The organism is Acidovorax sp. Root402 (genome assembly GCF_001425125.1).
Lineage (GTDB): Bacteria > Pseudomonadota > Gammaproteobacteria > Burkholderiales > Burkholderiaceae_C > Acidovorax > Acidovorax delafieldii.
Genome location: NZ_LMDQ01000018.1, coordinates 171395 through 198138 on the forward strand (window position 1 = coordinate 171395; position 26744 = coordinate 198138).

Annotated in this window: 23 protein-coding genes and 2 tRNA genes; 12 read left to right on the forward strand and 13 right to left on the reverse strand. The window is 62.4% G+C overall.

Annotated features, from left to right (window positions below):
* Positions 1 to 7 precede the first annotated feature (7 nt).
* The 3 genes from ASC83_RS24410 to ASC83_RS21225 all read left to right on the forward strand — a co-directional run bounded on the left by ASC83_RS24410 (position 8) and on the right by ASC83_RS21225 (position 5382).
* The gene (locus ASC83_RS24410; RefSeq protein ID WP_369817018.1) at positions 8 to 835 is read left to right on the forward strand and encodes a methyl-accepting chemotaxis protein; all 828 of its coding nucleotides are present in this window, start codon (positions 8 to 10) and stop codon (positions 833 to 835) included.
* Between the two features lie 601 nt (positions 836 to 1436).
* Positions 1437 to 3230 (forward strand): methyl-accepting chemotaxis protein, encoded by a 1794-nt coding sequence (locus ASC83_RS21220; RefSeq protein WP_056067335.1) that lies wholly within the window; start codon positions 1437 to 1439, stop codon positions 3228 to 3230.
* 400 nt (positions 3231 to 3630) lie between these two features.
* Complete coding sequence (locus ASC83_RS21225) at positions 3631 to 5382, forward strand: methyl-accepting chemotaxis protein (RefSeq protein WP_082522552.1); 1752 nt, start codon at positions 3631 to 3633, stop codon at positions 5380 to 5382.
* A gap of 105 nt (positions 5383 to 5487) precedes the next feature.
* Here ASC83_RS21225 and ASC83_RS21230 read toward each other — a convergent pair whose 3' ends face one another.
* Entirely contained in the window at positions 5488 to 6747 is a 1260-nt protein-coding gene (locus ASC83_RS21230) for a GNAT family N-acetyltransferase (RefSeq protein ID WP_056067339.1), read from the reverse strand.
* An 80-nt stretch (positions 6748 to 6827) separates the two neighbouring features.
* On the opposite strand from ASC83_RS21230, the gene ASC83_RS21235 reads away from it, so the two are divergent.
* Positions 6828 to 8486: an NAD+ synthase gene (locus ASC83_RS21235; RefSeq protein WP_056067341.1), complete on the forward strand. Its 1659-nt coding sequence runs from the start codon at positions 6828 to 6830 to the stop codon at positions 8484 to 8486.
* A gap of 54 nt (positions 8487 to 8540) precedes the next feature.
* Positions 8541 to 8879: a P-II family nitrogen regulator gene (locus tag ASC83_RS21240; RefSeq protein WP_015013651.1), complete on the forward strand. Its 339-nt coding sequence runs from the start codon at positions 8541 to 8543 to the stop codon at positions 8877 to 8879.
* A 174-nt stretch (positions 8880 to 9053) separates the two neighbouring features.
* Here ASC83_RS21240 and ASC83_RS21245 read toward each other — a convergent pair whose 3' ends face one another.
* The 6 genes from ASC83_RS21245 to ASC83_RS21270 are packed head-to-tail and all read right to left on the reverse strand — an operon-like array spanning position 9054 to position 12585.
* Positions 9054 to 9647, reverse strand: a complete 594-nt coding sequence (locus ASC83_RS21245; RefSeq protein ID WP_056067344.1) for a TIGR00730 family Rossman fold protein — start codon at positions 9645 to 9647, stop codon at positions 9054 to 9056.
* Complete coding sequence (locus tag ASC83_RS21250) at positions 9640 to 10050, reverse strand: diacylglycerol kinase (protein ID WP_056067346.1); 411 nt, start codon at positions 10048 to 10050, stop codon at positions 9640 to 9642. The genes ASC83_RS21245 and ASC83_RS21250 overlap by 8 nt, the downstream gene beginning before the upstream one ends.
* Positions 10051 to 10054: 4 nt before the next feature.
* Complete coding sequence (locus tag ASC83_RS21255; protein ID WP_082522553.1) at positions 10055 to 10606, reverse strand: RDD family protein; 552 nt, start codon at positions 10604 to 10606, stop codon at positions 10055 to 10057.
* A gap of 37 nt (positions 10607 to 10643) precedes the next feature.
* Entirely contained in the window at positions 10644 to 11543 is a 900-nt protein-coding gene (locus ASC83_RS21260) for a DUF3106 domain-containing protein (protein WP_056067350.1), read from the reverse strand.
* Positions 11544 to 11563: 20 nt separating this feature from the next.
* Positions 11564 to 12019, reverse strand: coding sequence for a DUF3619 family protein (locus ASC83_RS21265; protein WP_056067352.1), 456 nt, complete (start codon positions 12017 to 12019; stop codon positions 11564 to 11566).
* A complete protein-coding gene (locus tag ASC83_RS21270; RefSeq protein ID WP_056067354.1) occupies positions 12016 to 12585 on the reverse strand; it encodes an RNA polymerase sigma factor in 570 nt (189 codons plus the stop codon). Before ASC83_RS21270 ends, ASC83_RS21265 begins: the two co-directional genes overlap by 4 nt.
* Before the next feature lie 292 nt (positions 12586 to 12877).
* Here ASC83_RS21270 and ASC83_RS21275 point away from each other — a divergent pair, with 292 nt between their 5' ends.
* The 6 genes from ASC83_RS21275 (at position 12878) to pbpG (ending at position 20350) form a co-directional block, all read left to right on the forward strand.
* Complete coding sequence (locus tag ASC83_RS21275) at positions 12878 to 14671, forward strand: acetolactate synthase 3 catalytic subunit (protein WP_056067357.1); 1794 nt, start codon at positions 12878 to 12880, stop codon at positions 14669 to 14671.
* Between the two features lie 144 nt (positions 14672 to 14815).
* Entirely contained in the window at positions 14816 to 15307 is a 492-nt protein-coding gene (gene ilvN / locus ASC83_RS21280) for an acetolactate synthase small subunit (RefSeq protein WP_015013659.1), read from the forward strand.
* 63 nt (positions 15308 to 15370) lie between these two features.
* Complete coding sequence (gene ilvC, locus ASC83_RS21285) at positions 15371 to 16387, forward strand: ketol-acid reductoisomerase (RefSeq protein ID WP_056067358.1); 1017 nt, start codon at positions 15371 to 15373, stop codon at positions 16385 to 16387.
* A 192-nt stretch (positions 16388 to 16579) separates the two neighbouring features.
* Positions 16580 to 17413: a CDP-diacylglycerol--serine O-phosphatidyltransferase gene (pssA, locus tag ASC83_RS21290; protein ID WP_056067359.1), complete on the forward strand. Its 834-nt coding sequence runs from the start codon at positions 16580 to 16582 to the stop codon at positions 17411 to 17413.
* A 206-nt stretch (positions 17414 to 17619) separates the two neighbouring features.
* A complete protein-coding gene (locus ASC83_RS21295; RefSeq protein WP_056067361.1) occupies positions 17620 to 19158 on the forward strand; it encodes a 2-isopropylmalate synthase in 1539 nt (512 codons plus the stop codon).
* A 115-nt stretch (positions 19159 to 19273) separates the two neighbouring features.
* Positions 19274 to 20350, forward strand: coding sequence for a D-alanyl-D-alanine endopeptidase (gene pbpG, locus ASC83_RS21300; RefSeq protein WP_056067362.1), 1077 nt, complete (start codon positions 19274 to 19276; stop codon positions 20348 to 20350).
* 275 nt (positions 20351 to 20625) lie between these two features.
* Here pbpG and ASC83_RS21305 read toward each other — a convergent pair whose 3' ends face one another.
* The 5 genes from ASC83_RS21305 to ASC83_RS21325 form a co-directional block, all read right to left on the reverse strand.
* Positions 20626 to 21453 (reverse strand): IclR family transcriptional regulator, encoded by an 828-nt coding sequence (locus ASC83_RS21305; RefSeq protein ID WP_056067365.1) that lies wholly within the window; start codon positions 21451 to 21453, stop codon positions 20626 to 20628.
* 56 nt (positions 21454 to 21509) lie between these two features.
* Positions 21510 to 22268 carry an arginyltransferase gene (locus ASC83_RS21310; protein WP_056067367.1) on the reverse strand — a complete coding sequence of 253 codons (759 nt, stop codon included), beginning with the start codon at positions 22266 to 22268 and terminating at the stop codon, positions 21510 to 21512.
* Positions 22265 to 23020: a leucyl/phenylalanyl-tRNA--protein transferase gene (aat, locus tag ASC83_RS21315; RefSeq protein WP_056067369.1), complete on the reverse strand. Its 756-nt coding sequence runs from the start codon at positions 23018 to 23020 to the stop codon at positions 22265 to 22267. Before aat ends, ASC83_RS21310 begins: the two co-directional genes overlap by 4 nt.
* A gap of 112 nt (positions 23021 to 23132) precedes the next feature.
* A tRNA-Asn gene (locus tag ASC83_RS21320) sits at positions 23133 to 23208 on the reverse strand.
* Positions 23209 to 23275: 67 nt separating this feature from the next.
* A tRNA-Asn gene (locus ASC83_RS21325) sits at positions 23276 to 23351 on the reverse strand.
* 164 nt (positions 23352 to 23515) lie between these two features.
* Between ASC83_RS21325 and def the strand changes: the two genes are divergently transcribed.
* Positions 23516 to 24055 (forward strand): peptide deformylase, encoded by a 540-nt coding sequence (gene def, locus ASC83_RS21330; protein WP_056067371.1) that lies wholly within the window; start codon positions 23516 to 23518, stop codon positions 24053 to 24055.
* 33 nt (positions 24056 to 24088) lie between these two features.
* Here def and ASC83_RS21335 read toward each other — a convergent pair whose 3' ends face one another.
* Entirely contained in the window at positions 24089 to 26689 is a 2601-nt protein-coding gene (locus ASC83_RS21335; protein WP_056067374.1) for a [protein-PII] uridylyltransferase, read from the reverse strand.
* Positions 26690 to 26744 lie beyond the last annotated feature (55 nt).

The following is a 26744-nucleotide window of genomic DNA, read 5'->3' on the forward strand; positions in this document are numbered from 1 at the left end:
GCTGGCCGTGAGCGCCAGCACCGTGGCCGTGCAAGGCGGAGACGTGGTGGCCGAAGTGGTCGAGACCATGAAAGGCATCAACGCCAGCAGCAACAAGATTGCAGACATCATCAGCGTCATCGACGGCATCGCCTTCCAGACCAACATCCTGGCGCTCAACGCCGCCGTGGAAGCCGCCCGCGCCGGCGAACAAGGCCGGGGCTTTGCCGTGGTGGCCGGAGAAGTGCGCAACCTGGCAGGACGCAGCGCAGAAGCCGCCAAGGAAATCAAAGCCCTCATCACCGCCAGCGTGGAACGCGTGGAACAAGGCACCGCCCTGGTCGACAAGGCTGGAGCCACCATGACCGAAGTCGTCAGCGCCATCCGGCGCGTGACCGACATCATGGGAGAGATCAGCGCCGCCAGCAGCGAACAAAGCGCAGGCGTAGGCCAAGTGGGAGAAGCCGTCACGCAAATGGACCAGGCCACCCAGCAAAACGCCGCCCTGGTGGAAGAAATGGCCGCGGCCGCCAGCGCACTGAACGCCCAGGCCGGAGAACTGGTCAACGCCGTGGCCGTGTTCAAGCTCGACGCCAGCAGCACGAACAGCAGCTACAGCCCGAACCGCCACACGGCAGCCCCCGCCCGCACCCCCATTGCAGCGCCCAGCTACAAAGCCCCGGCCCGCAGCACCAGCCTGGGCAAAAGCGCCAAGACCGGCAGCAAACCCGCCGCCAGCCTGGCAGCGCCCAAGGCCAGCAGCCCGGCAGCCTCCACTGCCGCCAAGCCCGCAGCGCCCAGCCCGGCCCCGGCACCCAAGGCTGCGGGAAGCGACGACGACTGGGAGAGTTTCTGACCAAGGGCTGCGCAGGCCCCTGGGTGAAGAAATCAGGTCAAAACGGCTGCAAGCGCAGGTGGAAAATGCGCTGACAGCTATCAAAAACAAAGCAAGAAAGCACGCAGAGGGGGCTACCTTCTGCGTGCTTTTTTGTGGGTGGGCGCTTTGTTGGTGATGGCTGAAGGCATGCGTGGGGCGGGTATGCCACCCGCTGGCGCGATGCTTGCTGCAGATGCGTGATGGCGAGCTGCCGTCATGGGCAGCGACGCGCCAATGTGGCGGGCGATTTGTACGCAAACGTAACGGAAAGCGCTATGCTGAGCGGGCCCGCCACGGCGCGCGGCCCGTCGGTGGGTGGACATTCCTTTTTTGGCGCCGTTCTCCACAGGAGTTCTGCAATGGACCGAGGTTTCAACGCGTCGCGCACGTGCATGGGTGGCCGCCCCATCATCACCAGCGCGAGCTGCTGTGCGCCTGCCGTGTGGTCTGCGAAGCCAACCGTGGCACCGCAAAGGCCGCACCTGAGTCTGCCGCGCGCTCTCCGTATGCCCCTTTCCAACCGCTGGTGCGCTGCCAGCCGGGCGCAGCCTGTTTGCTTGTTTCCCTCAGGAGTGTTGTCATGAACCAGTTCAAGATTTCCACCCGCCTGGCGGGTTTGCTTGCGGCCCTGTGTCTGCTGGTGTTGCTGGTGGGCGTGGCGGGGCTGTATGGCATGGGCAATTCCAATGCCGGGCTCAAGTCGGTATACGACGACCGGGTGGTGCCGCTCAAGCAGATCAAAGTCGTGGCGGACATGTATGCGGTCAACGTGGTGGACACCGCCCACAAGGTGCGTGATGGCGCGCTGACACCCGCACAGGGCCTGCAGTCGGTGGACGATGCGCGCAAGGCGATCGAGGCCAACTGGAAGGCCTATCTGGCCACCCAGCTGGTGCCGGAGGAAACGCAGTTGGTCGAGCGCTTCAAGCCGCTGCAGGCCAAGGCAGATGCGGCCACCGATGTACTGGCGGGGCACTTCAAGTCGGGCGATGTGGCGGCCCTGACCGCGTTTGCGGCCAAGGAGATGTACCCCGCCATCGACCCATTGCAGGAGGTGCTGGGCCAGCTGATGCAGGTGCAGCTGGACCGTGCCAAGGCCGAGTACGACAGTGCGGCCGCCAGCTACCAGACCATCCGCGCACTGGCGGTCACGGCCGTGGTGGCGGGCATCGTGCTGGCGGTGCTGATGGGCGGCGCCATGATCCGGCAGATTTCGCGCGCGCTGGGCGATGCGGTGCAGATCACCGACGCGGTGGCGCAGGGCGACCTGACCGTGGCGATCCACGCGCGGGGCAAGGACGAGATCGCCCAGTTGCTCAGCGGCCTCACCGCCATGCGGGACAACCTGGCGCATGTGGTGTCGGGCGTGCGTGGCAATGCCCAGGGCGTGGCGTCGGCCAGCGCCGAGATCGCATCGGGCAACAACGACCTGTCCATCCGCACCGAGCAGCAGGCCAGCGCGCTGCAGGAAACCGCTGCGTCGATGGAGGAGCTGAGTTCCACCGTCAAGCAAAACGCCGACAACGCGCGCCAGGCCAACCAGCTGGCGATGAGCGCGTCCACCGTGGCGGGGCAGGGCGGCGATGTGGTGGCCGAGGTGGTGACCACCATGAAGGGCATCAACGACAGCAGCAAAAAGATCGCCGACATCATCAGCGTGATCGATGGCATTGCGTTCCAGACCAACATCCTGGCACTGAACGCGGCCGTGGAGGCCGCCCGCGCGGGCGAGCAGGGCCGGGGCTTTGCGGTGGTGGCGGGCGAGGTGCGTAATCTGGCCCAGCGCAGCGCCGAGGCGGCCAAAGAGATCAAGTCGCTCATCACTGCCAGCGTGGAGCGGGTCGAGCAGGGCACCCAGCTGGTGGACAAGGCGGGCATCACCATGACCGAGGTGGTAGGCGCCATTCGCCGCGTGACGGACATCATGGGCGAGATCAGCGCCGCCAGCAGCGAGCAGAGCACGGGCGTGTCGCAGGTGGGCGAGGCCGTCACGCAGATGGACCAGGTCACTCAGCAGAACGCGGCGCTGGTCGAGGAAATGGCGGCTGCTGCCAGCAGCCTGAGCCACCAGGCCCAGGCCTTGGTGGGGGCGGTGGCGGTGTTCAAGCTCACGGCCGACCAGGCGCGGGCATCGCAGCCTGGCGGCGCTGTGGACCCGGTGCCGCGCCCCGCGCCTGCAGCGGACACGCGCAAGGCAGCGATGGGTGGCCATGCCGCGGGCAGCAAGGCAACCCTTGCTTTGCGCTCTCCCTCTGCTCCTGCCGCCAAAAAGGCACCTGCTGCGAGTGCCACCACCAAGGCCGCGGGCGCCGCACCCAAAGCGGCCCTACAAGCAGTGGCCGCCGGTGCCGAGGACGACTGGGAGAGCTTTTGACCGACGGTAGGCCGCGCCTGCACCGTTTGTAAGTTTTTTGCCCCGTTTTGGGGCGTAGACTTCCCCAAGCTGGTTCGGTGCCTGGCACTGCGCCGACAGCGCCCGCGATGTAGCACTCCAGCCCGTGCGTGCGCTGCACGCACCGGGCCTTGTGCGCTGTTTTGATATCCCCACGGCAGACACAGGGGGCCGCACCCATGCCCCCACCGGCGCAGCGCTTGCGCAGTGGGCCGTCGACTCATTTGTGATGATTAAAATTGATAAAATCATATTTATCATAAATATGATATAATTATCACATCCCAGCCGCTGATTCCTTGTTGTCCCGCGCAGGTGCGCCGAACCACATCGGCGCAGCCATGGCTGGCAAAAGCCCCCATAAAAACCACGAAAGATTCCCATGAGCAACCTGAAAATCGGAGCGCGCCTGAGCCTGGCCTTTGGCCTTGTGCTGTTGATCACCGCCACCATCGCCGCCACCGGTGTCTGGCGACTGGCAGTACTCAAGGAGGCCAGCAGCCGCATTGCCACTGTCGAAATGGAACGCAACGCCCTGGCGCAGGAGTGGAAGGCGGCCATCGACCTGAACTGGGTGCGGGCGTCGGCGTCGCTCAAGGCCACGGATGCGGGCTACATCCAGTCGCTCACGGCGGACATGGCCACCACGTCCCAACGGGCCAGCGAGGCGCAAAAGAAGCTGGAGGCGCTGGTGGACGACCCCACCGAAAAGGCGCTGATGGAACGTGTGGCGGTGACCCGCAAGGCCTATGTGGACGCACGCGCCAAATTGCTGGAGCGCAAGAAGGCTGGGGAAGACGTGTTTGCGCTGGTGGACAGCGACCTCAAGCCCCTGGCCACCGCTTACCTGCAGTCGCTGGCCGATGTGGCGGACAAAACGCACAAGCAGCTCGATGAGTTCGAGGGCGCCATCATCCAGGCCGCAGGCACCAGCCAGTGGGTGCTGGCGCTGGGGGCGGTGGTGTCGGTGGTGCTGGGCGCATTGTTTGCGCTGTGGACCACGCGTTCCATCGTGGGGCCGGTGCAGCGTGCGGTGCGGGCGGCCGATGAGATCAGCCACGGCAATCTGTCGGTGCAGATTCCCGACGTGGGCAATGGCCGCAATGAGATGGCCCAGCTGCTGCGCTCGCTGGACGAAATGCAGCAAAACCTGTCGCGCATCGTGGGGCATGTGCGCTCCGGCTCCGAGAACGTGGCCACGGCGTCGTCGGAGATCGCTCAGGGCAACAACGACCTGAGCGCACGCACCGAGCAGCAGGCCAGCGCCCTGCAGGAGACGGCGGCATCCATGGAGCAGCTCAATTCGACCGTGCGCCAGAACGCCGACAACGCCCGCCAGGCCAACCAGCTTGCGCAGAGCGCATCGACGGTGGCCGTGCATGGCGGAGAGGTGGTGAGCCAGGTGGTGGACACCATGAAGGGCATTCACGACAGCAGCAGCAAGATCGCCGACATCATCGGTGTGATCGATGGCATTGCCTTCCAGACCAACATCCTTGCGCTGAACGCGGCCGTCGAAGCAGCGCGTGCGGGCGAGCAGGGCCGGGGCTTTGCGGTGGTGGCGTCCGAGGTGCGCAGCCTGGCGGGCCGTTCGGCCGACGCGGCCAAGCAGATCAAGACCCTGATCAACGACAGCGTGGAACGCGTGGCCGCAGGCACCACGCTGGTCGATCAGGCGGGTGCAACCATGACCGAGGTGGTGGGCTCCATCAAACGTGTCACGGATTTGATGGGCGAGATCAGTGCCGCCAGCTCTGAACAAAGCCAGGGTGTGGCCCAGGTGGGCGAGGCTGTCACGCAGATGGACCAGGTCACACAGCAGAACGCCGCCCTGGTGGAAGAAATGGCCGCTGCCGCCGCCAGCCTCAACAACCAGGCGCAGGACCTGGTGAGCACGGTGGCGTTCTTCAAGCTGTCGCCAGCGCAGGCTGCGCAGCCAGCTGCGTCTGCCTTTGCGTATGTGCCCAAGGCTGCAGGCCCATCTAAGGCCTTGGCCGGTTCCAGCCGACCAGCCCCTGTGGCCCAGTCCAAGGTGCCGCCCCTGCGTGCGGCCGCCAAGCCCGCACCGGCTCTTGCGTCAACGGCGCCAGCTCGTTCGGGCAGCGGCAATGATGCTGACTGGGAGAGTTTTTGACAGTGACTCGCCGCCCTCGGTAGGCGTGACGGGCCCTGCCTTCGCCATGTGTTGGTTCAAACCTGGCTTTGATCTTGTCCGCGCGTCCTGCCTGACCGTTGCAGGTCAGGCGGCCTTGAAGGGGCTTCGCGCTTGCAGGTCGCCGAGGTAGCTTTCCACGCCAGCGCCTTCGCGGTCCAGAAAGCGCTGCACCGCCTCAGCAAATGCCGGGTGTGCCAGCCAGTGCGCGCTGGTGGCCTGCACGGGCAGCAGCGCGCGGGCCATCTTGTGCTCGCCCTGGGCACCCCCCTCAAACCGCACGGCACCGTGGGCGATGCACCACTGCAGCGGCTGGTAGTAGCAGGCCTCGAAGTGCAGGCAGTCCACGCGCTCCAGCGCGCCCCAGTAGCGGCCGTAGGCCACCAGCTCGGAGCGTGATTCGGGGCCTGATTCAGCGTCTTTTTGGGCTGATGCGCTAGATGCATATGCGCCGATAGCTATCAAACTGCTAGCAATAGGCCGTCCGTCCCGCTCCCCCACAAACAGCAGCCAGGCCTCGGGCATGTCCGCTGCCATGCGGGCGAAGAAGTGGCGCGTGAGGTAGGGCGGGTTGCCGTGCTCCAGATAGGTGCGCTCATAGCAGCGGTAAAAAAAATCCCAGTCTGCAGCGCTGATGTCCGCCCCGCGTGACCAGCGGAAGGTGACTCTGGCATCGGCAACGCGGCGGCGCTCCTGGCGGATCTTCTTGCGTTTGTCTTGCGACAGGCTGGCGAGGAACTGGTCAAAGTCCTGGTAGCGCGGGGTTTCGCCGTCGGTGGCGGCTACACCCTGGGCCACAGCGAGCGTGGGCCGCTCATTCTTCCAGTGAAACTGCACGGTGTGCCGCAGCATCAGGTCTTGTTGCGCGCTGGTCAGCACATCGTCATCGCTGGCAAACAGCACATGCACGGACGACACGTCTTCTTGCTCGCACCACTGGCACACCGCCTGCACCAGCAGGGCGCGCGTGGCGGCATCGCGGGCCAGCAGCCGGCTGCCCGGCACGGGCGTAAAGGGCACGGCAATGACGGCCTTGGGGTAGTAGGGCACACGGTGCTGCTCGTAAGCGCTGGCCCAGGCCCAGTCAAACACATATTCGCCGTACGAATGGCTCTTGAGGTACAGGGGGCAGGCTGCCACCAGGGTGTCGCCGTCCCACAGCGTCATGAAGCGGGGCGTCCAGCCGGTACGCGGCGTGGCGCTGCCGCTGCTTTCCAGCGCGGCCAGGTATTCATGCCGCATGAAGGGCGTGGGGTGGCTTTGCTGCGCCAGCAGGTGGTTCCAGGCGGCAGTGTCCACGTCCAGCACGGAGGGGAGCACGCGGGCGATAATGGCAGCTTCAGCCATGCAGGCCCCTGTGATGCACCTTTGATTGCGGGCCTGCAACGGCGGTATTCAACCTGGCCGCAGGGGCCGATTCCAGTTCCATGACGCTCTCCATTTGCACTGCGCAGCTCAACTTTGTTGTGGGCGACATGCCCGGCAACGCCCAAAAGATCATTGCGGCAGCCCGCGAGGCCTATGCCCAGGGCGCTCGCCTGTTGTTGACACCGGAGCTGGCCATCTGCGGCTACGCGGCCGAAGACCTGTTCCTGCGCCCTGCCTTCATTGCGGCCTGCGATGATGCCGTGAAAACCGTGGCCCGCGAGACTGCGGGGTTGAAAGGCCTGGCCATCGTGCTGGGCCATCCACAGGCCATGGCCCCTGGCGCCCAGGCCTTCAGCGTCTGCTTCAACGCCGCCAGCGTGATGCGCGACGGCAAGATCGAGCAGACCTATGCCAAGCGCGAGCTGCCCAACTACCAGGTGTTTGACGAGCGGCGCTACTTCGTGCCCGGCAGCAAGCCCTGCGTGTTCGAGGTGGAGGGCGTGAAGGTGGGTGTGCTGGTGTGCGAAGACGCCTGGTTTGCCACCCCCGCGCGCGATACCGCTGCCGCCGGTGCGCAGTTGCTGGCAGTCATCAATGCATCGCCTTTCCATCTGGGCAAGGGCACAGAGCGCGAGGCCACCATGCGCGCCCGTGTGGTCGAGACGGGCCTGCCGCTGGTCTACGCCCACCTGGTGGGCGGGCAGGACGAGGTGGTGTTTGAAGGCCGGTCGTTTGCGCTGGCCGCCGACGGCTCGGTCGCGGCCCGGGCCCCTGCTTTTGTGGAAAAACTGGTCTATGCGCTAGTCGAATCTGCCCAGGGTGCTATCAAAATTACAGCAGAGGTTGCCCCAGAGCGCACGCTGGAGGCCGACCTGTGGGATGCCCTGGTGCTGGGTGTGCGCGACTATGTGGGCAAGAACGGCTTCCCGGGCGCGCTGCTGGGGTTGTCGGGCGGCATCGACTCGGCGCTGGTGCTGGCGATTGCGGTGGACGCGCTCGGTGCCGACAAGGTCCGCACGGTGATGATGCCGTCGCCCTACACCGCCGACATCAGCTGGATCGATGCGCGCGACATGGCCGCGCGCATGGGCGTGCGCTATGACGAGATTTCGATCAAGCCGCAGTTCGAGGCCTTCAAGGCCGCGCTGGCCACCGAATTCGCCGGGCTGCCCGAAGACACCACCGAAGAAAACCTGCAGGCACGCATCCGGGGCACGCTGCTGATGGCGCTGTCCAACAAGTTCGGCGCCATCGTGCTGACCACCGGCAACAAGAGCGAGATGTCCACCGGCTACTGCACGCTGTACGGCGACATGGCCGGCGGCTTTGCCGTGATCAAGGACGTGGCCAAGACCCGGGTGTTTGATCTGGCCCGCTGGCGCAATGCCAACGACCCGTATGGCACCTGCGCCAGCCCCATCCCTGAGCGCATCATCACCCGGCCGCCCAGTGCCGAGCTGCGACCCGACCAGAAGGACCAGGACAGCCTGCCGCCGTATGAGGTGCTGGACGCCATCGTGGCCCGCTACATGGAAAACGATGAGCCCATCGAGTCCATCATCGCCAGCGGCTTCGCCCGGGCCGATGTCGAGCGCGTGACGCGCCTGATCAAGCTCAACGAGTACAAACGCCGCCAGGCGCCGGTAGGGATTCGTGTCACGCGCCGCAGCTTTGGCAAGGACTGGCGTTACCCTATCACCAGCAAATTCAGGGCGTGACGCTTCGGCGCCGTGCCCCCAGCCCGATTTTTTACATCCTCCAGGAGACCCGCCATGAAAATGATCACCGCCGTCATCAAGCCCTTCAAGCTCGAAGAAGTCCGCGAAGCCCTGGCCGAATGCGGCGTGACCGGCCTCACGGTGACCGAAGTGAAGGGTTTTGGCCGCCAGAAAGGCCATACCGAGCTGTACCGCGGCGCGGAATACGTGGTGGACTTTCTGCCCAAGGTGAAGGTCGAGGTCGTCGTCAAGTCCGAGGATGTGGACCGCTGCGTGGACGCGATCGTGAACGTGGCGCGCACCGGCAAGATCGGTGACGGCAAGATTTTTGTGACCGCCGTGGAGCGCACGGTGCGTATTCGCACGGGCGATCTGGACGACGCAGCGGTGTGAGGTGACAACCCCCTGAGTCGTTTCTTACCTTGCCCTTTCTCTTGAACGGCTGCGCCATTCGAGAAAAGGGAGGCAACGCCAGCGCAAGCAAGCGAAGCGCCGAATGCGCAGCCTGTTGGCCCTTGCTCGGTGGCCTTGGCTTGTGGGCCGCTCCAGTTTCGGAGTGCGGGGGAGTCAGATCACCGAGCGCAGCGGGACAGGCGCTTGGTCGGGCCCCGCGTCTTGCACCAGCGCGCGCAGCAGGCCCTCTGCATCGGTGGATGCGTGCAACAGGCCCATCTGCCATTCACCCATGAAGCCACTGGCCACGCTGCCCTGCAAGAAACCCAGCAGGCCATCATAGTAGCCCCCCACGTTGAGCAAGCCCAAGGGCTTGTCGTGGTAGCCCAGCTGGCGCCAGGTCCACACTTCAAACAGTTCTTCAAAGGTGCCGATGCCGCCGGGCAAGGCGAGGAAGGCATCGCTGCGCTCTGCCATCATGGCCTTGCGTTCGTGCATGGTCTGCACGATGTGCAGCTCGTCACATTGGCGGTTGGCCAGCTCCTTGTCCACCAGCGCCTGCGGTATCACCCCCACCACCCGGCCGCCCGCCAGACGCGTTGCCTCGGCCACCGTGCCCATCAGGCCACTGCGGCCACCGCCGTATACCAGTTGTCCGTTGTGGGCGCCGATCCACTGGCCCACTGCCTGCGCCGCCTGGGCATAGGCGGGGTTGTCGCCGGGGCGCGATCCGCAATATACGCACACAGAAAAAGTGGGTTCAGCCATGGAAAAACCTCTGAAACAATGCGGCGGCCCAGATGCCGATGCACAGCAGCAAGGCCAGCAGAACCGCTGCGCTGCCCATGTCCTTGGCGCGTTTGGACAGGTCATGCCACTCGGGCCCGATGCGGTCGATGGCGGTCTCGATGCCCGTGTTGAGCAACTCCACAATCATCACGATGACCACGGAGCCCGCCAACAAGGCGACTTCGACCCAACTGCGGCCCAGCCAGAGCGACAGCGGCAGCAGCACCATGGCGGCGATGGCCTCCTGGCGGAAGGCCTTCTCGTTCCAGCCGGCCCGCAGCCCTTCCATGGAATAGCCGGCGGCATGCCAGATGCGGTTGAGACCCGTGCGTGCCTTTTGGGGGTTGGCCGGGGCCGCTGAAGGAGGGGAAGAGGGTTGCATGCGCTTATTTTTTGGGAATTTCGTAGTGCACCAGCCGGGTGCCAGCCAGCGCGTCGTGCCAGAACTGCCGCGTGGGGTGGAACCGGCTGAGCAGCGCCCAGATGGCCACCCAGCCCAGCACGATCACGGCGGACTCGCCTCCCGACAGGGAAAATGGTGCGATTGCCGCCAGCGGCGGCAGAAACCACAGCCAGCTCAATACATACCGCAACAAGGCGCGCGGCTGGCTGATGGGTTGCCCTGCAGTGCCCACCACGCGGATGTGCCAGGTTTTCTGTGCGAGGGTCTGGCCTTTGGCCCAGAACCAGGTGAAATAAATACCGAACACCACAAAGAGAAAGGCTTGCAGCGCATGGCGGTTGTCCATCGCATTGCGCGTCTGGCTCAGCGTGCCAAACAGGTACCCGGCGATAAAGACCACGCCGAACATCAGCATGCCTTCGTACAGCCAGCAGGCCATGCGCCGCCACAGGTTGGGCGTGGGGCCGCCCGCAAGGACACCGCTTGATGCGTTGGCCGCAGGCTGGGGCGTGGTGGGAGAGGGAGAAACGGACATTCCAGGTCAGGCCCGTCGGGCCAGGGCAGGTTGAAACCTACTGAGGATACAGGCCGGAGGTGTCAGGTGTTACCGCGGGGGTGCCGGGCGAGCCCGTGCTGTCGGCTCCGCCAGAGCCCAGGGGCGGAAGTACAGCAGGCACCGCACTGGGGATCGCCACGGGCGCTGTTTCCACGCCACCCATCGAGGTTGCCGGCGCTGCGGATGCGGGGGTGGATGGCATCGCAGGCGCCGTCGGCTGAGGCACAGGGGCCGCAACGCGGGGCGAGTGGTCTACCACCGGTGGAATCTTGGGGGCGTTGGGCCGATCGGGGTTGGCTTGCGTTGCTGCGGGCACCTGGGCCAGCTTTTTGGGCGAGACAGGGCGCAGGGCCGTGGCAGCCCCATGGGGATTGGGGGTCGCCTTGGAGGCCAACGCCTTGCGCTCTTCGTCAGACAGTGCCTGGTAGGCCTCCCACTGCGCCCGTTTGTCGTCCCCAGCCAGGCGCTTGGTGACCGCGTAGTTCAAGCGTGCCTGGTTGCGCTGCTGGGCACTCAGATTGGCCCAGTCGGTGATGCGGTCATGGAACTTGCGTTGTTCCTCTTCCGAAAGACTGGGGTAGTTGATGGCCAAGTCGAGCCAGCGGCGTTTTTGGGCTTCGCTGATCAGCGCCCAGCGTTCCGACAGCGGATACAGCGCCAGTTTTTGCGCCGTGGTGAGCGTGCCCCAGCCTGGTCCTGATTCCGTGGCAGGGGGCATGTTCACGGCAGACAGGTCTGTGCGGGCGTTATTGGGGCGGGCCACTGCGGCCTCAGCGCCCGCCTGGAGCACTGTGCTGGGGGCCATGCGCATCTGCACCAACGCCTGCCAGCCACCAGCGGTAAGCGCACCCAGAAGCGCCAATGCCAGCACGAAGGCTGGCAGCGTGGAGGGAGCTTCAGAGGGGCTTGGGTGCATGCAGTCCAGAGTCAGGCAGGTCAGTTTGACTGCGCGGAGGTCTTGAGGAATTGTACGAAGCCTGGGTCCGAATAAGCGGCGGGAGGCAGGTCATCGGTCAGCAGAGCGGCATCCACCTCGGCCACATCGTTGGCACTGCGTTCGTCCTGCGCGATGTTGATGACCACCAGTCCCACGACCAGCGCCAGCAGAGGCACGGCGGACACCAGGGCATTCCACCAGCCACCGCCTTCGCCGCCACGGCCCAGTGTGGCGGTGCTGCCTGCGTTGACCACCACTGCTGCGGGGGCGGTGCGATGCACCGGCGCGGTGACTTTGCGTTTGGCCAACGCCTGCATGCGCGAGGCGCGCAGCCGCTCGGAGATGTCATAGGGCAGGGCGTCGGTGCCGCTGGACAGGCGCGCCGTGACGCGCAGCGCAAAGCGCTCGGCAGCAGCTTCAGCTTGGGTCGGTGGGGTCTGTACAGTGTTCTTCATGGCTCGATTCCTTTGGCCTTCAGTGCCTTGCTGAGGGTTTGTATGGCGCGAAAGCAGTGTGTTTTGACACTGCCTTCGGAGCAGCCCATGGCGGCAGCCGTCTCCGCGACGTCCATTTCCTCCCAATAACGCATCAGGAACGCTTCCCGTTGACGTGGTGGCAACTCTGCAATTTCTTCTTCAATGCCCTGGAATATCTGGGCCCGGCGGGTCAGGTCTTCCGCGCTTTCGGCTTTGTCGCCGTCTTCTGTCCCTGAGTACGCTTCGAGCAGATCAAAATCCGTGCCATCTTCACCTGGGCCTTCGAAGTCGCTCATGCTCGAAAACAGTGCATTGCGCGTCTTCTGGCGACGAAACCAGTCCAGGGTGCAGTTGGAAAGAATCCGCTGGAACAGCATGGGAAGTTCGCCCGCCGGTTTGTCCCCGTAATGCTCGGCCAACTTGAGCATGCTGTCTTGCACGATGTCGAGCGCCGCTTCCTCGTTGCGAACGTGGTAGACCGAGCGCTTGAATGCGCGCTTTTCTACGCTTTTGAGGAAATCGGAAAGTTCTTGTTCGGTTGCCAAGACGGGTCAGCCCGGGAGGAGATCGGCGCAGATATCTGCAGTTTCGCAACTCAACGGCGCCGTAAAACCTCAGATTATCGCACCCGCCGGAGTTTTTTTCGGCTGCGGAGCGTTTTGTGAGTGTTGCAGTGCGATAATCGGGCTGCAATTCAAAAGGCAAACGGGTCACGGTCCGGCGCGGCAATCATCCCGCCCATGTCCTTGGCCTCAAGTTCCAAGCTGGCTTCACAAGAGCGCGTGCGAGGGGCACCCAAGGTTTTTCGTCAGAGAAATTCACAAAGGTTGATCGATCATGGAAATCTCCAAGGCTGAAATCTCTTCAGCAGCCGCTGCTTCGCAGGGCAACACTTCTCCCGCTTCCGGTTCGCAGGACCTCATGGGTTCTGAGATCCTCATCAAGGCCCTCCAGGCAGAGAACGTCCAGTACATCTGGGGCTACCCTGGCGGCGCGGTTCTTTACATATACGACGCGCTCTACAAGCAAGACACCATCCAGCACGTGCTGGTGCGTCACGAACAGGCCGCCGTGCACGCAGCCGACGGCTACGCTCGCGCCACGGGTGAAGTCGGCGTGGCCTTGGTCACTTCGGGCCCCGGCTTGACCAACGCTGTGACCGGCATCGCCACTGCGTACATGGATTCGATCCCCATGGTGATCATTTCTGGTCAGGTGCCTACGCCCGCCATCGGGCTTGATGCCTTCCAGGAATGCGATACGGTCGGTATCACCCGCCCCATCGTCAAGCACAATTTTCTCGTCAAGGACCCGCGCGACCTGGCCGCGACGATGAAGAAGGCCTTCCATATTGCCCGTACCGGCCGCCCAGGCCCTGTGGTGGTGGATGTGCCCAAAGATGTTTCCTTCAAGAAGGTGCCTTACACCGGCTACCCGCAAACGGTAGAAATGCGCTCGTACAACCCCGTGCGCAAGGGCCATGGCGGACAGATCCGCAAGGCCCTGCAGTTGCTGCTGGCGGCCAAGCGCCCTTACATCTATACGGGCGGCGGCGTGCTGTTGGGCAACGCCACCAACGAGCTGCGCACGCTGGTGGACATGCTGGGCTACCCGGTCACCAACACGTTGATGGGCCTGGGGGCCTATCCCGCATCGGACCGCAAGTTCCTGGGCATGCTGGGCATGCACGGCACCATCGAAGCCAACAACGCCATGCAGAACTGCGACGTGCTGCTGGCAGTGGGTGCGCGTTTTGACGACCGGGTGATCGGCAACCCCAAGCACTTCGCGCAGAACGACCGCAAGATCATCCACGTCGATATCGACCCGTCGAGCATCTCCAAGCGCGTGAAGGTCGACATCCCGATCGTCGGTGACGTGAAGGACGTGCTCACCGAGCTGATTTCCATGATCCGCGAGAGCAGCACCCGCCCTGACGCCGGTGCCCTGGCTGCCTGGTGGGACACTATTGAAGGCTGGCGCAAGCGCGAGTGCCTGAAGTACAGCATGGGCAGCGGCGATGTGATCAAGCCACAGTACGTGGTAGAGACGCTGTGGAACATGACGAAGGATGGTGATACATACATCACGTCCGACGTGGGCCAGCACCAGATGTGGGCCGCGCAGTACTATCGCTTCGACGAGCCGCGCCGCTGGATCAATTCCGGTGGTCTGGGCACGATGGGTGTGGGCATTCCCTATGCCATGGGGATCAAGCTGGCCAAGCCACAGTCCGAAGTGTTTTGTATTACGGGCGAAGGCTCGGTGCAGATGAACATCCAGGAACTGTCCACTTGCCTGCAGTACAACACGCCGATCAAGATCTGCTCGTTGAATAACCGTTATCTGGGCATGGTGCGCCAGTGGCAGGAGATCGAATACTCCGGTCGGTACAGCCACAGCTACATGGACGCGCTGCCCAACTTCGTGAAGCTGGCTGAGGCCTATGGCCACGTAGGGATGCTGATCGAGCACCCCAAGGACGTGGAGCCAGCATTGCGCGAAGCCCGCAAGCTCAAGGACCGCACGGTGTTCATGGACTTCCGCACCGACCCCACCGAGAACGTGTTCCCGATGGTGCAGGCCGGCAAGGGCATCACCGAAATGCTGCTGGGGTCGGAAGACCTTTAAGCCAAATCGGCCTCAGGCGCATGTTTTTCATGCGCTACCAGCTATCGAATAGATAGCATCTAAATTTTTGACGAATCTATTGCCTGCCAAGCCCATGCATTACCGTGCATGGGGGAGGGCAGCAAAAAGAGGAATCTCTTCATCATGAAACACATCATTGCTGTCTTGCTGGAAAACGAGCCTGGTGCTCTTTCCCGCGTAGTGGGTCTGTTCTCGGCCCGTGGCTACAACATCGAGTCGCTCACCGTGGCGCCCACCGAGGATGCATCGCTGTCGCGCATGACCATCCAGACCACGGGCTCCGATGACGTGATCGAGCAGATCACCAAGCATCTGAACCGCCTCATTGAAGTAGTCAAGGTGGTTGACCTCACCGAAGGTGCCTACACCGAGCGTGAGCTCATGATGGTGAAGGTGCGCGCGGTGGGCAAAGAGCGCGAGGAGATGAAGCGCATGGCGGATATCTTCCGTGGCCGCATCATCGACGTGACCGAGAAGAGCTACACCATCGAGCTGACGGGCGATCAGTCCAAGAACGACGCGTTCCTGCAAGCCATCGACCGCACGGCCATCCTGGAAACCGTGCGCACGGGCGCCAGCGGCATCGGCCGGGGCGAGCGCATTTTGCGTGTGTAAGACAATTCACCCCGTTTTTCCCATTTCAATCCCCCCAACAACGCATTTCAACCGGAGCGACCCATGAAAGTTTTCTACGACAAAGACACCGACCTGAGCCTGATCAAGGGCAAGACCGTGGCCATCATCGGCTACGGCTCGCAGGGCCATGCCCACGCACAAAACCTGAACGACAGCGGCGTGAAGGTGGTGGTCGGCCTGCGCAAGGGCGGTGCCTCGTGGGACAAGGTTGGCAAGGCCGGCCTGAATGTGCTGGAAGTCAACGACGCCGTGAAGGCCGCTGACGTGGTCATGATCTTGCTGCCCGATGAAGACATCGCAGCCGTGTATAAGAACAACGTCGAACCCAACATCAAGCAAGGCGCTTCGCTGGCCTTTGCCCACGGTTTCAACGTGCACTACAACCAGGTCGTGCCCCGCGCAGACCTGGACGTGTGGATGGTCGCTCCCAAGGCCCCAGGCCACACTGTGCGCAACACCTACACCCAGGGCGGCGGCGTGCCCCACCTGGTCGCTGTGCATCAGGACAAGTCCGGCAAGGCCCGTGACCTGGCCCTGAGCTACGCAGCAGCCAACGGCGGTGGCAAGGCCGGCATCATCGAGACCAACTTCAAGGAAGAAACCGAAACCGACCTGTTCGGCGAGCAAGCCGTGCTGTGCGGCGGTGCCGTCGAGCTGATCAAAATGGGTTACGAAACCCTGGTCGAAGCCGGTTATGCGCCCGAAATGGCCTACTTCGAATGCCTGCACGAGCTCAAGCTCATCGTGGACCTGATCTACGAAGGCGGCATCGCCAACATGAACTACTCGATCTCGAACAACGCCGAATACGGCGAGTACGTGACCGGCCCTGAAGTGATCAATGAGCAGTCGCGCGCTGCCATGCGCAATGCCCTCAAGCGCATCCAGAACGGTGACTACGCCAAGATGTTCATCCAGGAAGGCCGCCTGAACTACCCATCGATGACGGCCCGCCGCCGCAACACGGCCGACCACAGCATCGAAAAGGTGGGCGGCCAGCTGCGCGCCATGATGCCCTGGATCGCCAAGAACAAGCTGGTCGACCAGACCCGCAACTGATGTTTCGTTTCTGAAGCGTCAAAAGGCCACTTCGGTGGCCTTTTTCATTGGCGGGCGGCATGGTGTGCAGGCGCTACACTGCGGCCTTCGCCTTTTGCGCGCTTGGCAGTCGGCATTCCTGCGGGAAATGGTTCAATACTATAAATTTAATAGCTGCTTGTGCAATATTTGCAAGCGCTGGAGGTCTGTTTGATGCATGACGGCAATGAGTCCACCGAGAACCCCGGTGTGATGGTGCGCAAAAGGCGCAAAGGCATCTACATCCTGCCCAATCTGTTCACGCTGGCGGCGCTGTTTGGGGGCTTTTACTCCATCGTCATGGCCATGAATGGCCGGTTTGATCAGGCGGCGGTGGGCGTCTTCTGCGCGATGGTGCTCGACAGCCTGGACGGGCGCGTGGCCCGCATGACCAATACCCAGAGTGCGTTTGGCGAGCAGATGGACTCGTTGTCCGACATGGTGTCCTTTGGTGCTGCGCCTGCCCTGATTGCCTATGAGTGGTCCCTGCAGGGTCTGGGCCGCTGGGGCTGGATTGCTGCGTTTGTGTACTGTGCCTGCGCGGCGCTTCGCCTGGCGCGCTTTAACGTGAATACGGGCGTTGTGGACAAGCGCTATTTCCAGGGGCTGCCTTCACCAGCCGCTGCGGCCTTGGTGGCAGGGTTTATCTGGTTGATGACCGAGCTGGGCGTGCGTCCCGGCGAAGACCACTGGCTGACATGGAGCCAGGTGACCTGGATCATGTTCTCCTTCACGCTGTATGCAGGGCTCACCATGGTGACCAATGTGCCGTTCTACAGCTTCAAGGATGTGCAGATGAAAAAGAGCGTGCCTTTTGCTGCCATCGTGCTCATCGCGCTGGGCATCGCTGTCATCAACATTCACCCCCCTATCGTGCTGTTTGGTGTGTTCGTTTTCTATGGCCTGAGTGGTTATGGCGTGTACGCCTGGCGCAAGGCCAAAGGGCAGCACAGCAGCGTGATCAGCACCTCTACCGACGAACCCGACGAGCGCGGTCTGCACAAGTGATGACCGTGATATCCGGCCAGTTGTGCTACATTGCGCGATATGAATTTGTTTGCTTTGGCGCTACTGCTACCTCCCCACGGGCGGAGACAGTAGGCGCACGCGCACACTTTTTCACAAAGGCCCGTTTGCACCCGCGACGGGCCTTTTGTTTTGGGCGCCAGATTTCTAAGTTGCGGGGCCCCACCCACTGATACCAGGAGAACAACATGGCTGACAAACTGATCATTTTCGATACCACCTTGCGCGATGGGGAGCAGTCTCCCGGCGCCTCGATGACCAAGGACGAGAAGCTGCGCATTGCCCGCCAGCTCGAGCGTCTGAAGGTGGATGTGATCGAGGCCGGTTTTGCAGCCAGCTCCAATGGCGACTTTGAAGCCGTGCAGGCGATTGCCAACGCCATCAAGGAGTCCACCATCTGTTCCCTGTCTCGGGCCAATGATCGTGATATTTCACGCGCTGCTGAGGCCCTCAAGGGCGCGGCGAGTGCCCGTATTCACACCTTCATTGCCACTTCGGCGCTGCACATGGAGAAAAAGCTGCGGATGACGCCTGACCAGGTGCTGGAGCAGGCTAAACAGTCGGTCCGTTTCGCCCGCAACCTGGTGGGTGACATCGAGTTCAGCCCTGAGGACGGATACCGCAGCGATCCCGACTTTTTGTGCCGCGTGCTGGAAGCCGTGATTGCAGAAGGTGCCACCACCATCAACGTGCCCGATACCGTGGGCTATGCCGTTCCGGAGCTGTACGGCAACTTCATCAAGACACTGCGCGAGCGCATCCCCAATAGCGACAAGGCGATCTGGTCGGTGCATTGCCACAATGATCTGGGCATGGCGGTGGCCAACTCGCTCGCCGGTGTGAAGATTGGCGGTGCGCGGCAGGTCGAATGCACCATCAACGGTCTGGGTGAGCGCGCCGGTAACTGCTCCCTCGAAGAGGTGGTGATGGCAGTCAAAACCCGCCGTGACTACTTCGGCCTTGAACTGGGGATTGATACCCAGCACATCGTCGCAGCCAGCCGCATGGTCAGCCAGACCACTGGTTTTGTGGTGCAGCCCAACAAGGCCGTGGTGGGTGCCAACGCATTTGCTCATGCCAGCGGTATCCACCAGGATGGCGTGCTCAAGGCACGCGATACCTACGAGATCATGCGGGCGGAAGATGTGGGCTGGAGCGCCAACAAGATCGTGCTGGGTAAGCTCAGTGGTCGTAACGCCTTTAAACAGCGCCTGCAGGAACTGGGTGTCAGCCTGGATAGCGAAACCGAAGTCAACACCGCTTTCACACGCTTCAAGGAATTGGCTGATCGAAAGAGCGAGATCTTTGACGAAGATATCTTGGCACTGGTGAGCGACGAGAGCGTGACTGCTGAAAAAGAGCAATACGGGTTCGTATCGTTGTTCCAGCAAAGCGAAACCGGTGAGCAGCCCCGTGCACGTATTGTGTTCACCGTGGATGGGCAGGAAGTGCGCGGCGAGGCCGAGGGCAACGGTCCTGTCGACGCCTCGCTCAAGGCCATCGAATCGCATGTGAAGAGTGGCGCCGAAATGGTGTTGTATTCCGTCAATGCCATCAGTGGCTCTACCGAGAGCCAGGGCGAGGTCACCGTGCGGTTGCAGAACAGCGGGCGTGTGGTGAATGGGGTGGGCGCGGACCCAGACATCGTCGTGGCGTCGGCGAAGGCCTACCTCAGCGCTTTGAACAAGTTACAAAGTAAAGCCGATCGGGTAGCCGCACAAGGCTGAGTGATCAATTTATAATTCACTCACTTTCTCGGAAAGTCGCGCAAGGTATTGATCTTGCGCGACTTTTTTTGATTCTGTACACTGCTCAATAATTCTTACCGTTTGGAGCACTTTGATGCACCATCGCCGCAACGCTGCAGTGAATCGATTTTTCCAGTGGATGGGTTTCGCGCTCGTGAGCGCTGCCCTCATTTCGCCCTCTGTGCACGCGGCAGATGTCAAAAAGCCAGGGGTCAAAAAACAGCAGGTCAGCGCAAGCAACGCGAAGCGTGCCGTGGCACCACGCAAGGTGGCCGCCAGCATCAAGCCCACGCGCGTCGCTGCCCGGACTGCCAAAGCACCTACCAAGGTGGCGTTTGTTCCAGCCAAGCCCTCTTTCGGCCAGATGGCGGGCTTGCACGAGGTCAATGATCCGCTGGACCTCAAGTCCAGCGTAGCGCTGGTGGTGGACCAAGACACCCATGAGGTGTTGCTCCGTAAGAACGATCAGGCTGTGCTTCCCATCGCCTCGCTGACCAAGCTCATGACGGGTATGCTGATTTCGCAGGCCAAGTTGCCCATGGACGAACCTGTCACCATCACGCAGGACGATGTAGACACCGAAAAGGGGAGTCGGTCGCGTTTGACCGTGGGTACCACGCTGACGCGTGGCGAGATGCTGCACTTGGCGCTGATGTCCAGTGAGAACCGGGCCGCCCATGCACTGGGTCGTACTTACCCGGGTGGGTTGGAGGTCTTTGTGACGCAAATGAACGCCAAGGCCAAGTCACTGGGCATGAATGATACTCACTATGTGGAGCCCACGGGTCTGTCCAGCCGTAACCAATCCAGTGCCCGCGATCTTGCGACCTTGGTGGGTGTGGCGCATGGAGATCCTCTGTTGCGTGAGCTGTCCACTTCCCCCGGCTATGAAGTGGCGGTGGGGCATAAGACGCTTCAGTACAACAACACCAACGGTCTCGTGAAAAATCCTACCTGGGACATCGGTCTGCAGAAGACCGGTTATATCTCCGAGGCAGGGCGCTGCTTGGTGATGCAAGCCCAGGTGGCGGGACGCAAATTGATCATGGTGTTCCTGGACTCTGCAGGTAAATTCAGTCGACTGGGCGATGCCGAGCGGGTGCGCCGCTGGGTGGAGTCGAATCCTTCGTTGGCCGCACCTTTACAGGCGGTACGGAGCAACAACGGCTGATAGGCAGACATCTCCCCACATGCGCCTGACAGGCTGGTCCTGTCAGGCGTTTTCTTTTGTAGTGCGAGTCCGGTCTCGCAAACGGTCTTGGGTAAATAGGGTCAGCGGGCATCTCTTGTCTTGAGTGGGTTGGGATGCGATGAGCTGGCAAGACCATGCCGGAGGCTTGCTGCGCGTGTCCCACGCACACCGTGCAGCGCTTGCCTCGATGCCTCAATACGCCACTGCGGCCCCGCCAATAGCGCCATTGGCAAATGGGGTGTGGATGCAGAACATCAGCGCAATTCGGTGCGTTGGTTGGTGATTGGGTTATGACTCGCGTCGGTACTTGGCGTATAGCCCAGGGCCAGTGAAATTTCGTTCGCCGTTGCTTGCAGCTTGGGCAGCCAGCCTTCATCCAGTCTGTCAGCGGGGGCAGAAATGGACAGGCCTGCTACCAGTTTTCCCTGGTCGTCATACACACCGGCTGCCATACAGCGCACGCCCAACTCAAGCTCTTCGTTATCGCGGGCAATACCGTATTGCCGGGCCTTTGCCAGTTCCCGCTCCAGCACGGGCAGCTGGGTGATGCTGTTGCGGGTGTGGCCTGCAAGACCGGTGCGGGTGGCATAGGCACGAACGCGCTGGGGGTCATCCAGTGCGAGGAAGAGCTTTCCTGTAGAGGTCAGGTGCAGTGGCGCCCTGCCGCCAATGGCGCGCACGACCTGCATGCCCGACCGCTCACTGTAGGCACGCTCCACATACACAATCTCGTCGCCCTGGCGCATGCTCAGGTTCACGGGCTGCTGGATCAGCTTGTGCAGACTGCGCATGGGGGTCAGCGCCGCATCACGAACGCTCAGGCGTGCCTTCACCAGGTTGCCCAGCTCCAGCAGTCGCATGCCCAGCCGGTAGCTGCCCGATTCGGGGCGGTCCACAAACCGTCCAATGGTCAGGTCGTTCAGGATGCGGTGAGTCGTAGAGGGGTGCAGCCCTGTCTTTTCGCTGATTTCCTTCAGGGAAATCGCCTCTTCACGAGAAGCCAGAACATCGATCAGAGTGAACATACGCTCAAGCACCTGAACGCTGGGTTTGAGAGGGATGCTGGAATCGGTTTTTTTCATGAGCGGCTATGGTGCGAAGGCCGCCACATTTTATCTTGTGAAATGTTAACGCGTATTCAGGTGCTCGCGTGGCCGGTGTCTGCTACCCGGTGCCATAGCCCATCGGTACGGATTTCATGGGGCACAAAGCGTGCCTTGTAGTTCATCTTGGGGCTGGTTTCTATCCAGTACCCCAGGTAGACATGGGGCAGGCCCAGTGCATTGGCTTGCGCAATTTGCCACATGACGTTGTAGGTGCCGTAGCTGCAATGGGGCTCGGGTTCGTAAAACGTATACACGGCAGACAGGCCGTCATCGAGCACGTCAAGAATGGAGACCATCTTGAGCGCACCGGGTTCGCCTGATGCGTCTGTCTCGCGGAACTCCACCAGTCTCGAGTTCACCCTGCTTTGCAGCAGAAACTGTGTGTACTGGTCGATGCTGTCATGGTCCATGCCACCGCCTGCATGGCGGCCGTTCTGGTAGCGCAGGTACAGCTGGTAATGTTCGGGCACAAAACACAGCCGTAGCACCCGGGCCTGCAGTTGGCCGTGGCGTGTTGCCGCGCGTCTTTGGCTGCGATCAGGCTTGAATTCGTTGACCAGGACCCGCAGCGGTGTACACGCCTGGCATCCGTCGCAATAGGGGCGGTAGGTGAACATGCCACTGCGGCGAAACCCTTTGGTTACGAGGTCGGAATAGAGATCGCTCTGGATCAGATGGCTGGGGGTGGCGACCTGCGATCGTGCCTGACGGTCCGGCAGGTAACTGCAGGGGTAGGGGGCTGTCGCGTAAAACTGCAGGGTCTGCAGTGGAAGGTCATTGAGTTGCGTCATGCCGGATCGATCTTGGGTGGCAGCAGCTCGTTCCAGTATACGGGCTCAAATCTCCAGGGGATGGCAGGCTGTTGTCGCGCTTTGTCCACATGTACCAGGAAATCGGCGCGGGGTATTTCCCGGCCGCCCAGGGAGGTCAGGTGCTGCGTATTCTGCTGGCAGTCAATCAAGCTGATGCCATGGCGGCGGCAAAGGCAGACCAAGGCTGCAAGAGCGATCTTGGAGGCGTCGGTCGCATGGGCAAACATGGATTCTCCGAACACCGCACGACCCAGTGCCACGCAGTACAGGCCCCCTATGAGTCGGTCGTCCACCCAGGTTTCCACGCTGTGGGCATGGCCTGCTCGGTGCAAATCAGTGTAGGCGTTCACCATCTCCGGCACGATCCAGGTTCCAGCCTGGCCATCGCGTTCCTTGGTGGCACAAGCCGTGATGACGTCCTGGAATGCGCTATCGACACGTATTTCGCAATGCGCCTGTCTGCGAAACGCCTGCAGCCGTTTGTTCAGTGATCGATGCAGCCGAAATTCCGACACTGGCAGCACCATGCGCGGATCGGGTGCCCACCACAGGATGGGTTGCCCAGGGCCATACCAGGGAAAGGTGCCCTGCGCGTACGCGGCACGGAGGCTGTCCACATCCAGTGCACCACCTGCGGCCAGCAGTCCCGGCGCAGGGTCACCTTCTCCCCATGCAAGGGTCGGGGCTGGAAGGGGGGCGTCAGGTTCGAGCCAGGGGAGTTGCGGGGGCATGCGGGCGTGTGTCGCAAAGGCACTATTGTCTGGCAAGCACTGGCGCGCTGCGTGGTGGGGTTTCGGCCAACAAAAAAGCCCCACACTCAGAAAGTGTGAGGCTTTTTCAGATTGGCTCCTCGACCTGGGCTCGAACCAGGGACCTACGGATTAACAGTCCGGCGCTCTACCGACTGAGCTATCGAGGAATGATCGGTATCTATCAACTGACTAACTAAAAGGCCCCGCTTTTTTTATGCAGGGCCTGCAAATTCTTGGCTCCTCGACCTGGGCTCGAACCAGGGACCTACGGATTAACAGTCCGGCGCTCTACCGACTGAGCTATCGAGGAACAAGACTTAGATTATATACACAAAAATTGTCCCGAATCCACAAAACTGACTGCATCGGTTCGCAAACCTGCGCGCCAACCTGGAGCCCTACGGCGCGATATGCTGGGCACCCTGCTGCCAATTTGGCGGTCTGTGCCTTGCCTCCAAGCCTGTCTCATATTTCATGACCATCCACACCATTTTGAAAATGGGCGACCCCCGCCTGCTGCGCGTGGCGCAGCCTGTCACTGCGTTCGACACTGACGAGTTGCATCAGCTGGTGCGGGATATGTTCGAGACCATGGCCTCCGTGAACGGAGCCGGCCTTGCCGCGCCGCAGATTGGGGTAGATCTGCAACTGGTGATCTTTGGTTCCAACGACCGCAATCCGCGCTATCCGGATCGGCCGCTTGTGCCGCCCACCGTACTGCTCAACCCGGTGATCACGCCCCTGGGGGTAGAAGAAGAGGAAGACTGGGAGGGTTGCCTCTCCGTGCCCGGTTTGCGCGGCAAGGTGCCCCGCTGGTCGCGCATCCGCTACACAGGCTTCGATTTGTACGGCGACCCCATTGACCGCACGGTAGATGGCTTCCATGCGCGTGTCGTACAGCACGAATGCGACCACCTGATCGGCAAGCTGTATCCCATGCGGGTGCGTGATTTCACGCAGTTCGGTTTTACCGAGGTGCTGTTCCCGGAGATCAGTGCCACCGAAGACGACTGATAGGGATCCTCTCCTGGGCCTATCCCTGCGCGGTCAGGACGACAGTTCCTGCAGCAGCTCGGTCTCGATCTGGATCTGGCGGGCGTTGTTTTGCAGCTCTGGGCCCTGGATGAGAAAAGTGTCTTCCACCCGCTCGCCCAGGGTACTGACCTTGGCCAGTTGCACGCTCAGGTGGTGCTGCGCCAGGATGCGAGCCACGAGATAGAGCAGACCGGCACGGTCGCTGGCCGAGATAGCCAGCAGCCAGCGCTGCGCCTTTTCGTCGGGGCGCAAGGTCACCCGGGGCGCTACCGGAAAGCTCTTGACCCGGCGTGACACCCGCTTGCGGGTGGGTTCTGGCAAAGGGCCGCCTTCCTCGATCACGCGCATCAGGTCGCTCTCCACCATGTGGGTCAGCTCACGGTAGTGCCCTGGTTGCTCCGATGCCGAAGAGGCCACGACCTGAAAAGTGTCCAGCGCATAACCGTTGTTGGCGGTGTGCACCCGCGCATCGAGGATGCTGAAACCCACACGGTCGAAGTAGCCGCAGATGCGTGCAAACAGGTCGGCCTGGTCGGCGGCGTAGACCATCACCTGCAGCCCATCACCCGCCAGCGACTGGCGGGCACGCACCACCGGCTTGGCCGTGCCTACATGGCGCGACAGGTGGCGTGTGTGCCATGCAATGTCGGCAGCGTCGTGGCGCATGAAATAGCTCACGTCGAGCGTGGCCCACAGCGCCTTGTGCGCTTCAAAGGGCAGGGCGTTGAGCGCCAGCAGCACCAGCGCCTCGCGCTTGCGAGCCTCGATCTCGGCGGCTGCATCGGGGGCGCGGCCGCCCAGGGTGCGCAGTGTGGCGCGGTACAGGTCTTCCAGCAGCTTGCCCTTCCAGGCGTTCCAGACCTTGGGGCTGGTGCCGCGGATGTCCGCCACCGTGAGCAGGTACATGGCCGTGAGGTTGCGTTCGTTGCCCACGCGGCGTGCAAAAGCAGCAATCACATCGGGGTCGCTCAGGTCCTGCTTTTGCGCCACAGTGCTCATGGTCAGGTGCTCACGCACCAGAAACTCGATGAGCCGGCCATCTTCGCGGTCCACGCCGTGCTGGCGGCAAAAGCGCCGCACTTCTTCAGCGCCGATTTGCGAGTGGTCGCCACCGCGTCCCTTGCCAATGTCGTGGAACAGCGCGGCCACGTAAAGAATCCACGGCTTGTCCCACCCTCCCGCCAGTTGCGAGCAAAACGGGTATTCGTGCGCATGCTCGGCCATGAAGAACCGGCGTACGTTGCGCAGCACCATCAGGATGTGCTGGTCCACCGTGTAGACGTGGAACAGGTCATGCTGCATCTGCCCCACGATGCGACGAAACGGCCACAGGTAGCGCCCCAGCACCGAGGTCTGGTTCATCAACCGCATGGCGTGCGTGATGCCCGAGGGCTGCTGCAGGATGCGCATGAAGGCATCGCGGTTGACCGGGTCTCGACGGAAGGCGCTGTCCATCACGCCGCGTGCGTTGTACAGCGCGCGCAAGGTGCGCGCCGACAAGTCCTTGAGCCCGACCGTGGTCTGGTAGAGCAGGAAGGTCTCCAGGATCGCATGCGGGTCGCGGGTGTAAAGGTCGTCGCTGGCCACCTCGATAAGACCCGCCTTCTCAAAGAACCGTTCGTTGATCGGACGCGGCTCATGGGTCGATGGGTTCAGGCGCTCTTCGATGTTGAGCAGCAGGATCTGGCTGAGTTGCGACACGGCCTTCGCTGCCCAGTAGTACCGCCGCATCAGACTTTCGCTGGCCCGCATGGGCAGGCGCGAACCATCGGGTGCTTGCGAGCGGTAGCCGAACGACTCGGCCACGGCGGTCTGCAAGTCGAACACCAGCCGGTCTTCGTGCCGCCCGGCAGCCGCATGCAGACGGGCGCGAATCAGGCACAGCAGTGCCTCGTTGCGCTCGATCTGGCGCACTTCAAAGGCCGTGGCCAGGCCACTGGTGGCCAGTTCCTTCCAGTTGCTGCCCAGCCCGGCAGCCTGTGACACCCACAGGATCATCTGCAGGTCCCGCAGCCCGCCGGGCGACTCCTTGCAGTTGGGCTCCAGCGAATAGGGCGTGTTCTCGTACTTGGTGTGGCGCTGGCGCATCTCCAGGGTCTTGGCGACCAGAAACGCCTGGGGGTTCATCTGCGCGCGGTACTGGCGCTGGAATTCTGCAAACAGCGCGGCGCTGCCGCACACCAGCCGCGATTCGAGCAGCGAGGTCTGCACGGTGACATCGCCCGCGCTTTCGGCAAGGCATTCGGCCACTGTGCGCACGCTCGATCCGATCTCCAGGCCCGTGTCCCAGCAGCTACCGATGAAGCCTTCCAGCTTCGTGCGCAAGGCACTGCCGGCCTCGGGCGCCGTGCCGTCGGGCAGCAGCAGCAGAACATCGACATCGGAATAGGGGAACAACTGGTCGCGCCCAAATCCGCCGACGGCCACCAGGGCCATATCGTCGGGCAGCGCAGCACGCTGCCACAGGGTCTGCAGCAGGTTTCCCGCCAGCGACGACAGCTTGCGCAGCAGCACCCGGATGCCGCGTGTCGATGCGCCGGTGGATTGCATGGCCGCCAGCAGCGCGGCCTTGTCGCTGCGGTAGGCGTCGCGCAGGGCATGGAGTTCAGTCATGGTCGGTAAGTATCGTGGGAGGCCATGAAAAAGCCATGCAAGAGTTGTGCAAGCA

Bases quoted from the DNA above. Each gene is read 5' to 3' on its own strand.
- ASC83_RS21250 (WP_056067346.1), bottom strand. From the start codon at position 10,050: ATGCAACCCTCTTCCCCTCCTTCAGCGGCCCCGGCCAACCCCCAAAAG.
- ASC83_RS21240 (WP_015013651.1), top strand. From the start codon at position 8,541: ATGAAAATGATCACCGCCGTCATCAAGCCCTTCAAGCTCGAAGAAGTC.
- pbpG (WP_056067362.1), top strand. From the start codon at position 19,274: ATGCACCATCGCCGCAACGCTGCAGTGAATCGATTTTTCCAGTGGATG.
- ilvC (WP_056067358.1), top strand. From the start codon at position 15,371: ATGAAAGTTTTCTACGACAAAGACACCGACCTGAGCCTGATCAAGGGC.
- ASC83_RS21245 (WP_056067344.1), bottom strand. From the start codon at position 9,647: ATGGCTGAACCCACTTTTTCTGTGTGCGTATATTGCGGATCGCGCCCC.
- ASC83_RS21335 (WP_056067374.1), bottom strand. From the start codon at position 26,689: ATGACTGAACTCCATGCCCTGCGCGACGCCTACCGCAGCGACAAGGCC.
- ASC83_RS21265 (WP_056067352.1), bottom strand. From the start codon at position 12,019: ATGAAGAACACTGTACAGACCCCACCGACCCAAGCTGAAGCTGCTGCC.
- ASC83_RS21305 (WP_056067365.1), bottom strand. From the start codon at position 21,453: ATGAAAAAAACCGATTCCAGCATCCCTCTCAAACCCAGCGTTCAGGTG.
- ASC83_RS21225 (WP_082522552.1), top strand. From the start codon at position 3,631: ATGAGCAACCTGAAAATCGGAGCGCGCCTGAGCCTGGCCTTTGGCCTT.
- pssA (WP_056067359.1), top strand. From the start codon at position 16,580: ATGCATGACGGCAATGAGTCCACCGAGAACCCCGGTGTGATGGTGCGC.
- ASC83_RS21295 (WP_056067361.1), top strand. From the start codon at position 17,620: ATGGCTGACAAACTGATCATTTTCGATACCACCTTGCGCGATGGGGAG.
- ASC83_RS21260 (WP_056067350.1), bottom strand. From the start codon at position 11,543: ATGCACCCAAGCCCCTCTGAAGCTCCCTCCACGCTGCCAGCCTTCGTG.
- ASC83_RS21230 (WP_056067339.1), bottom strand. From the start codon at position 6,747: ATGGCTGAAGCTGCCATTATCGCCCGCGTGCTCCCCTCCGTGCTGGAC.
- ASC83_RS21275 (WP_056067357.1), top strand. From the start codon at position 12,878: ATGGAAATCTCCAAGGCTGAAATCTCTTCAGCAGCCGCTGCTTCGCAG.
- ASC83_RS21220 (WP_056067335.1), top strand. From the start codon at position 1,437: ATGAACCAGTTCAAGATTTCCACCCGCCTGGCGGGTTTGCTTGCGGCC.
- ilvN (WP_015013659.1), top strand. From the start codon at position 14,816: ATGAAACACATCATTGCTGTCTTGCTGGAAAACGAGCCTGGTGCTCTT.
- aat (WP_056067369.1), bottom strand. From the start codon at position 23,020: ATGCCCCCGCAACTCCCCTGGCTCGAACCTGACGCCCCCCTTCCAGCC.
- ASC83_RS21310 (WP_056067367.1), bottom strand. From the start codon at position 22,268: ATGACGCAACTCAATGACCTTCCACTGCAGACCCTGCAGTTTTACGCG.
- def (WP_056067371.1), top strand. From the start codon at position 23,516: ATGACCATCCACACCATTTTGAAAATGGGCGACCCCCGCCTGCTGCGC.
- ASC83_RS21235 (WP_056067341.1), top strand. From the start codon at position 6,828: ATGACGCTCTCCATTTGCACTGCGCAGCTCAACTTTGTTGTGGGCGAC.
- ASC83_RS21255 (WP_082522553.1), bottom strand. From the start codon at position 10,606: ATGTCCGTTTCTCCCTCTCCCACCACGCCCCAGCCTGCGGCCAACGCA.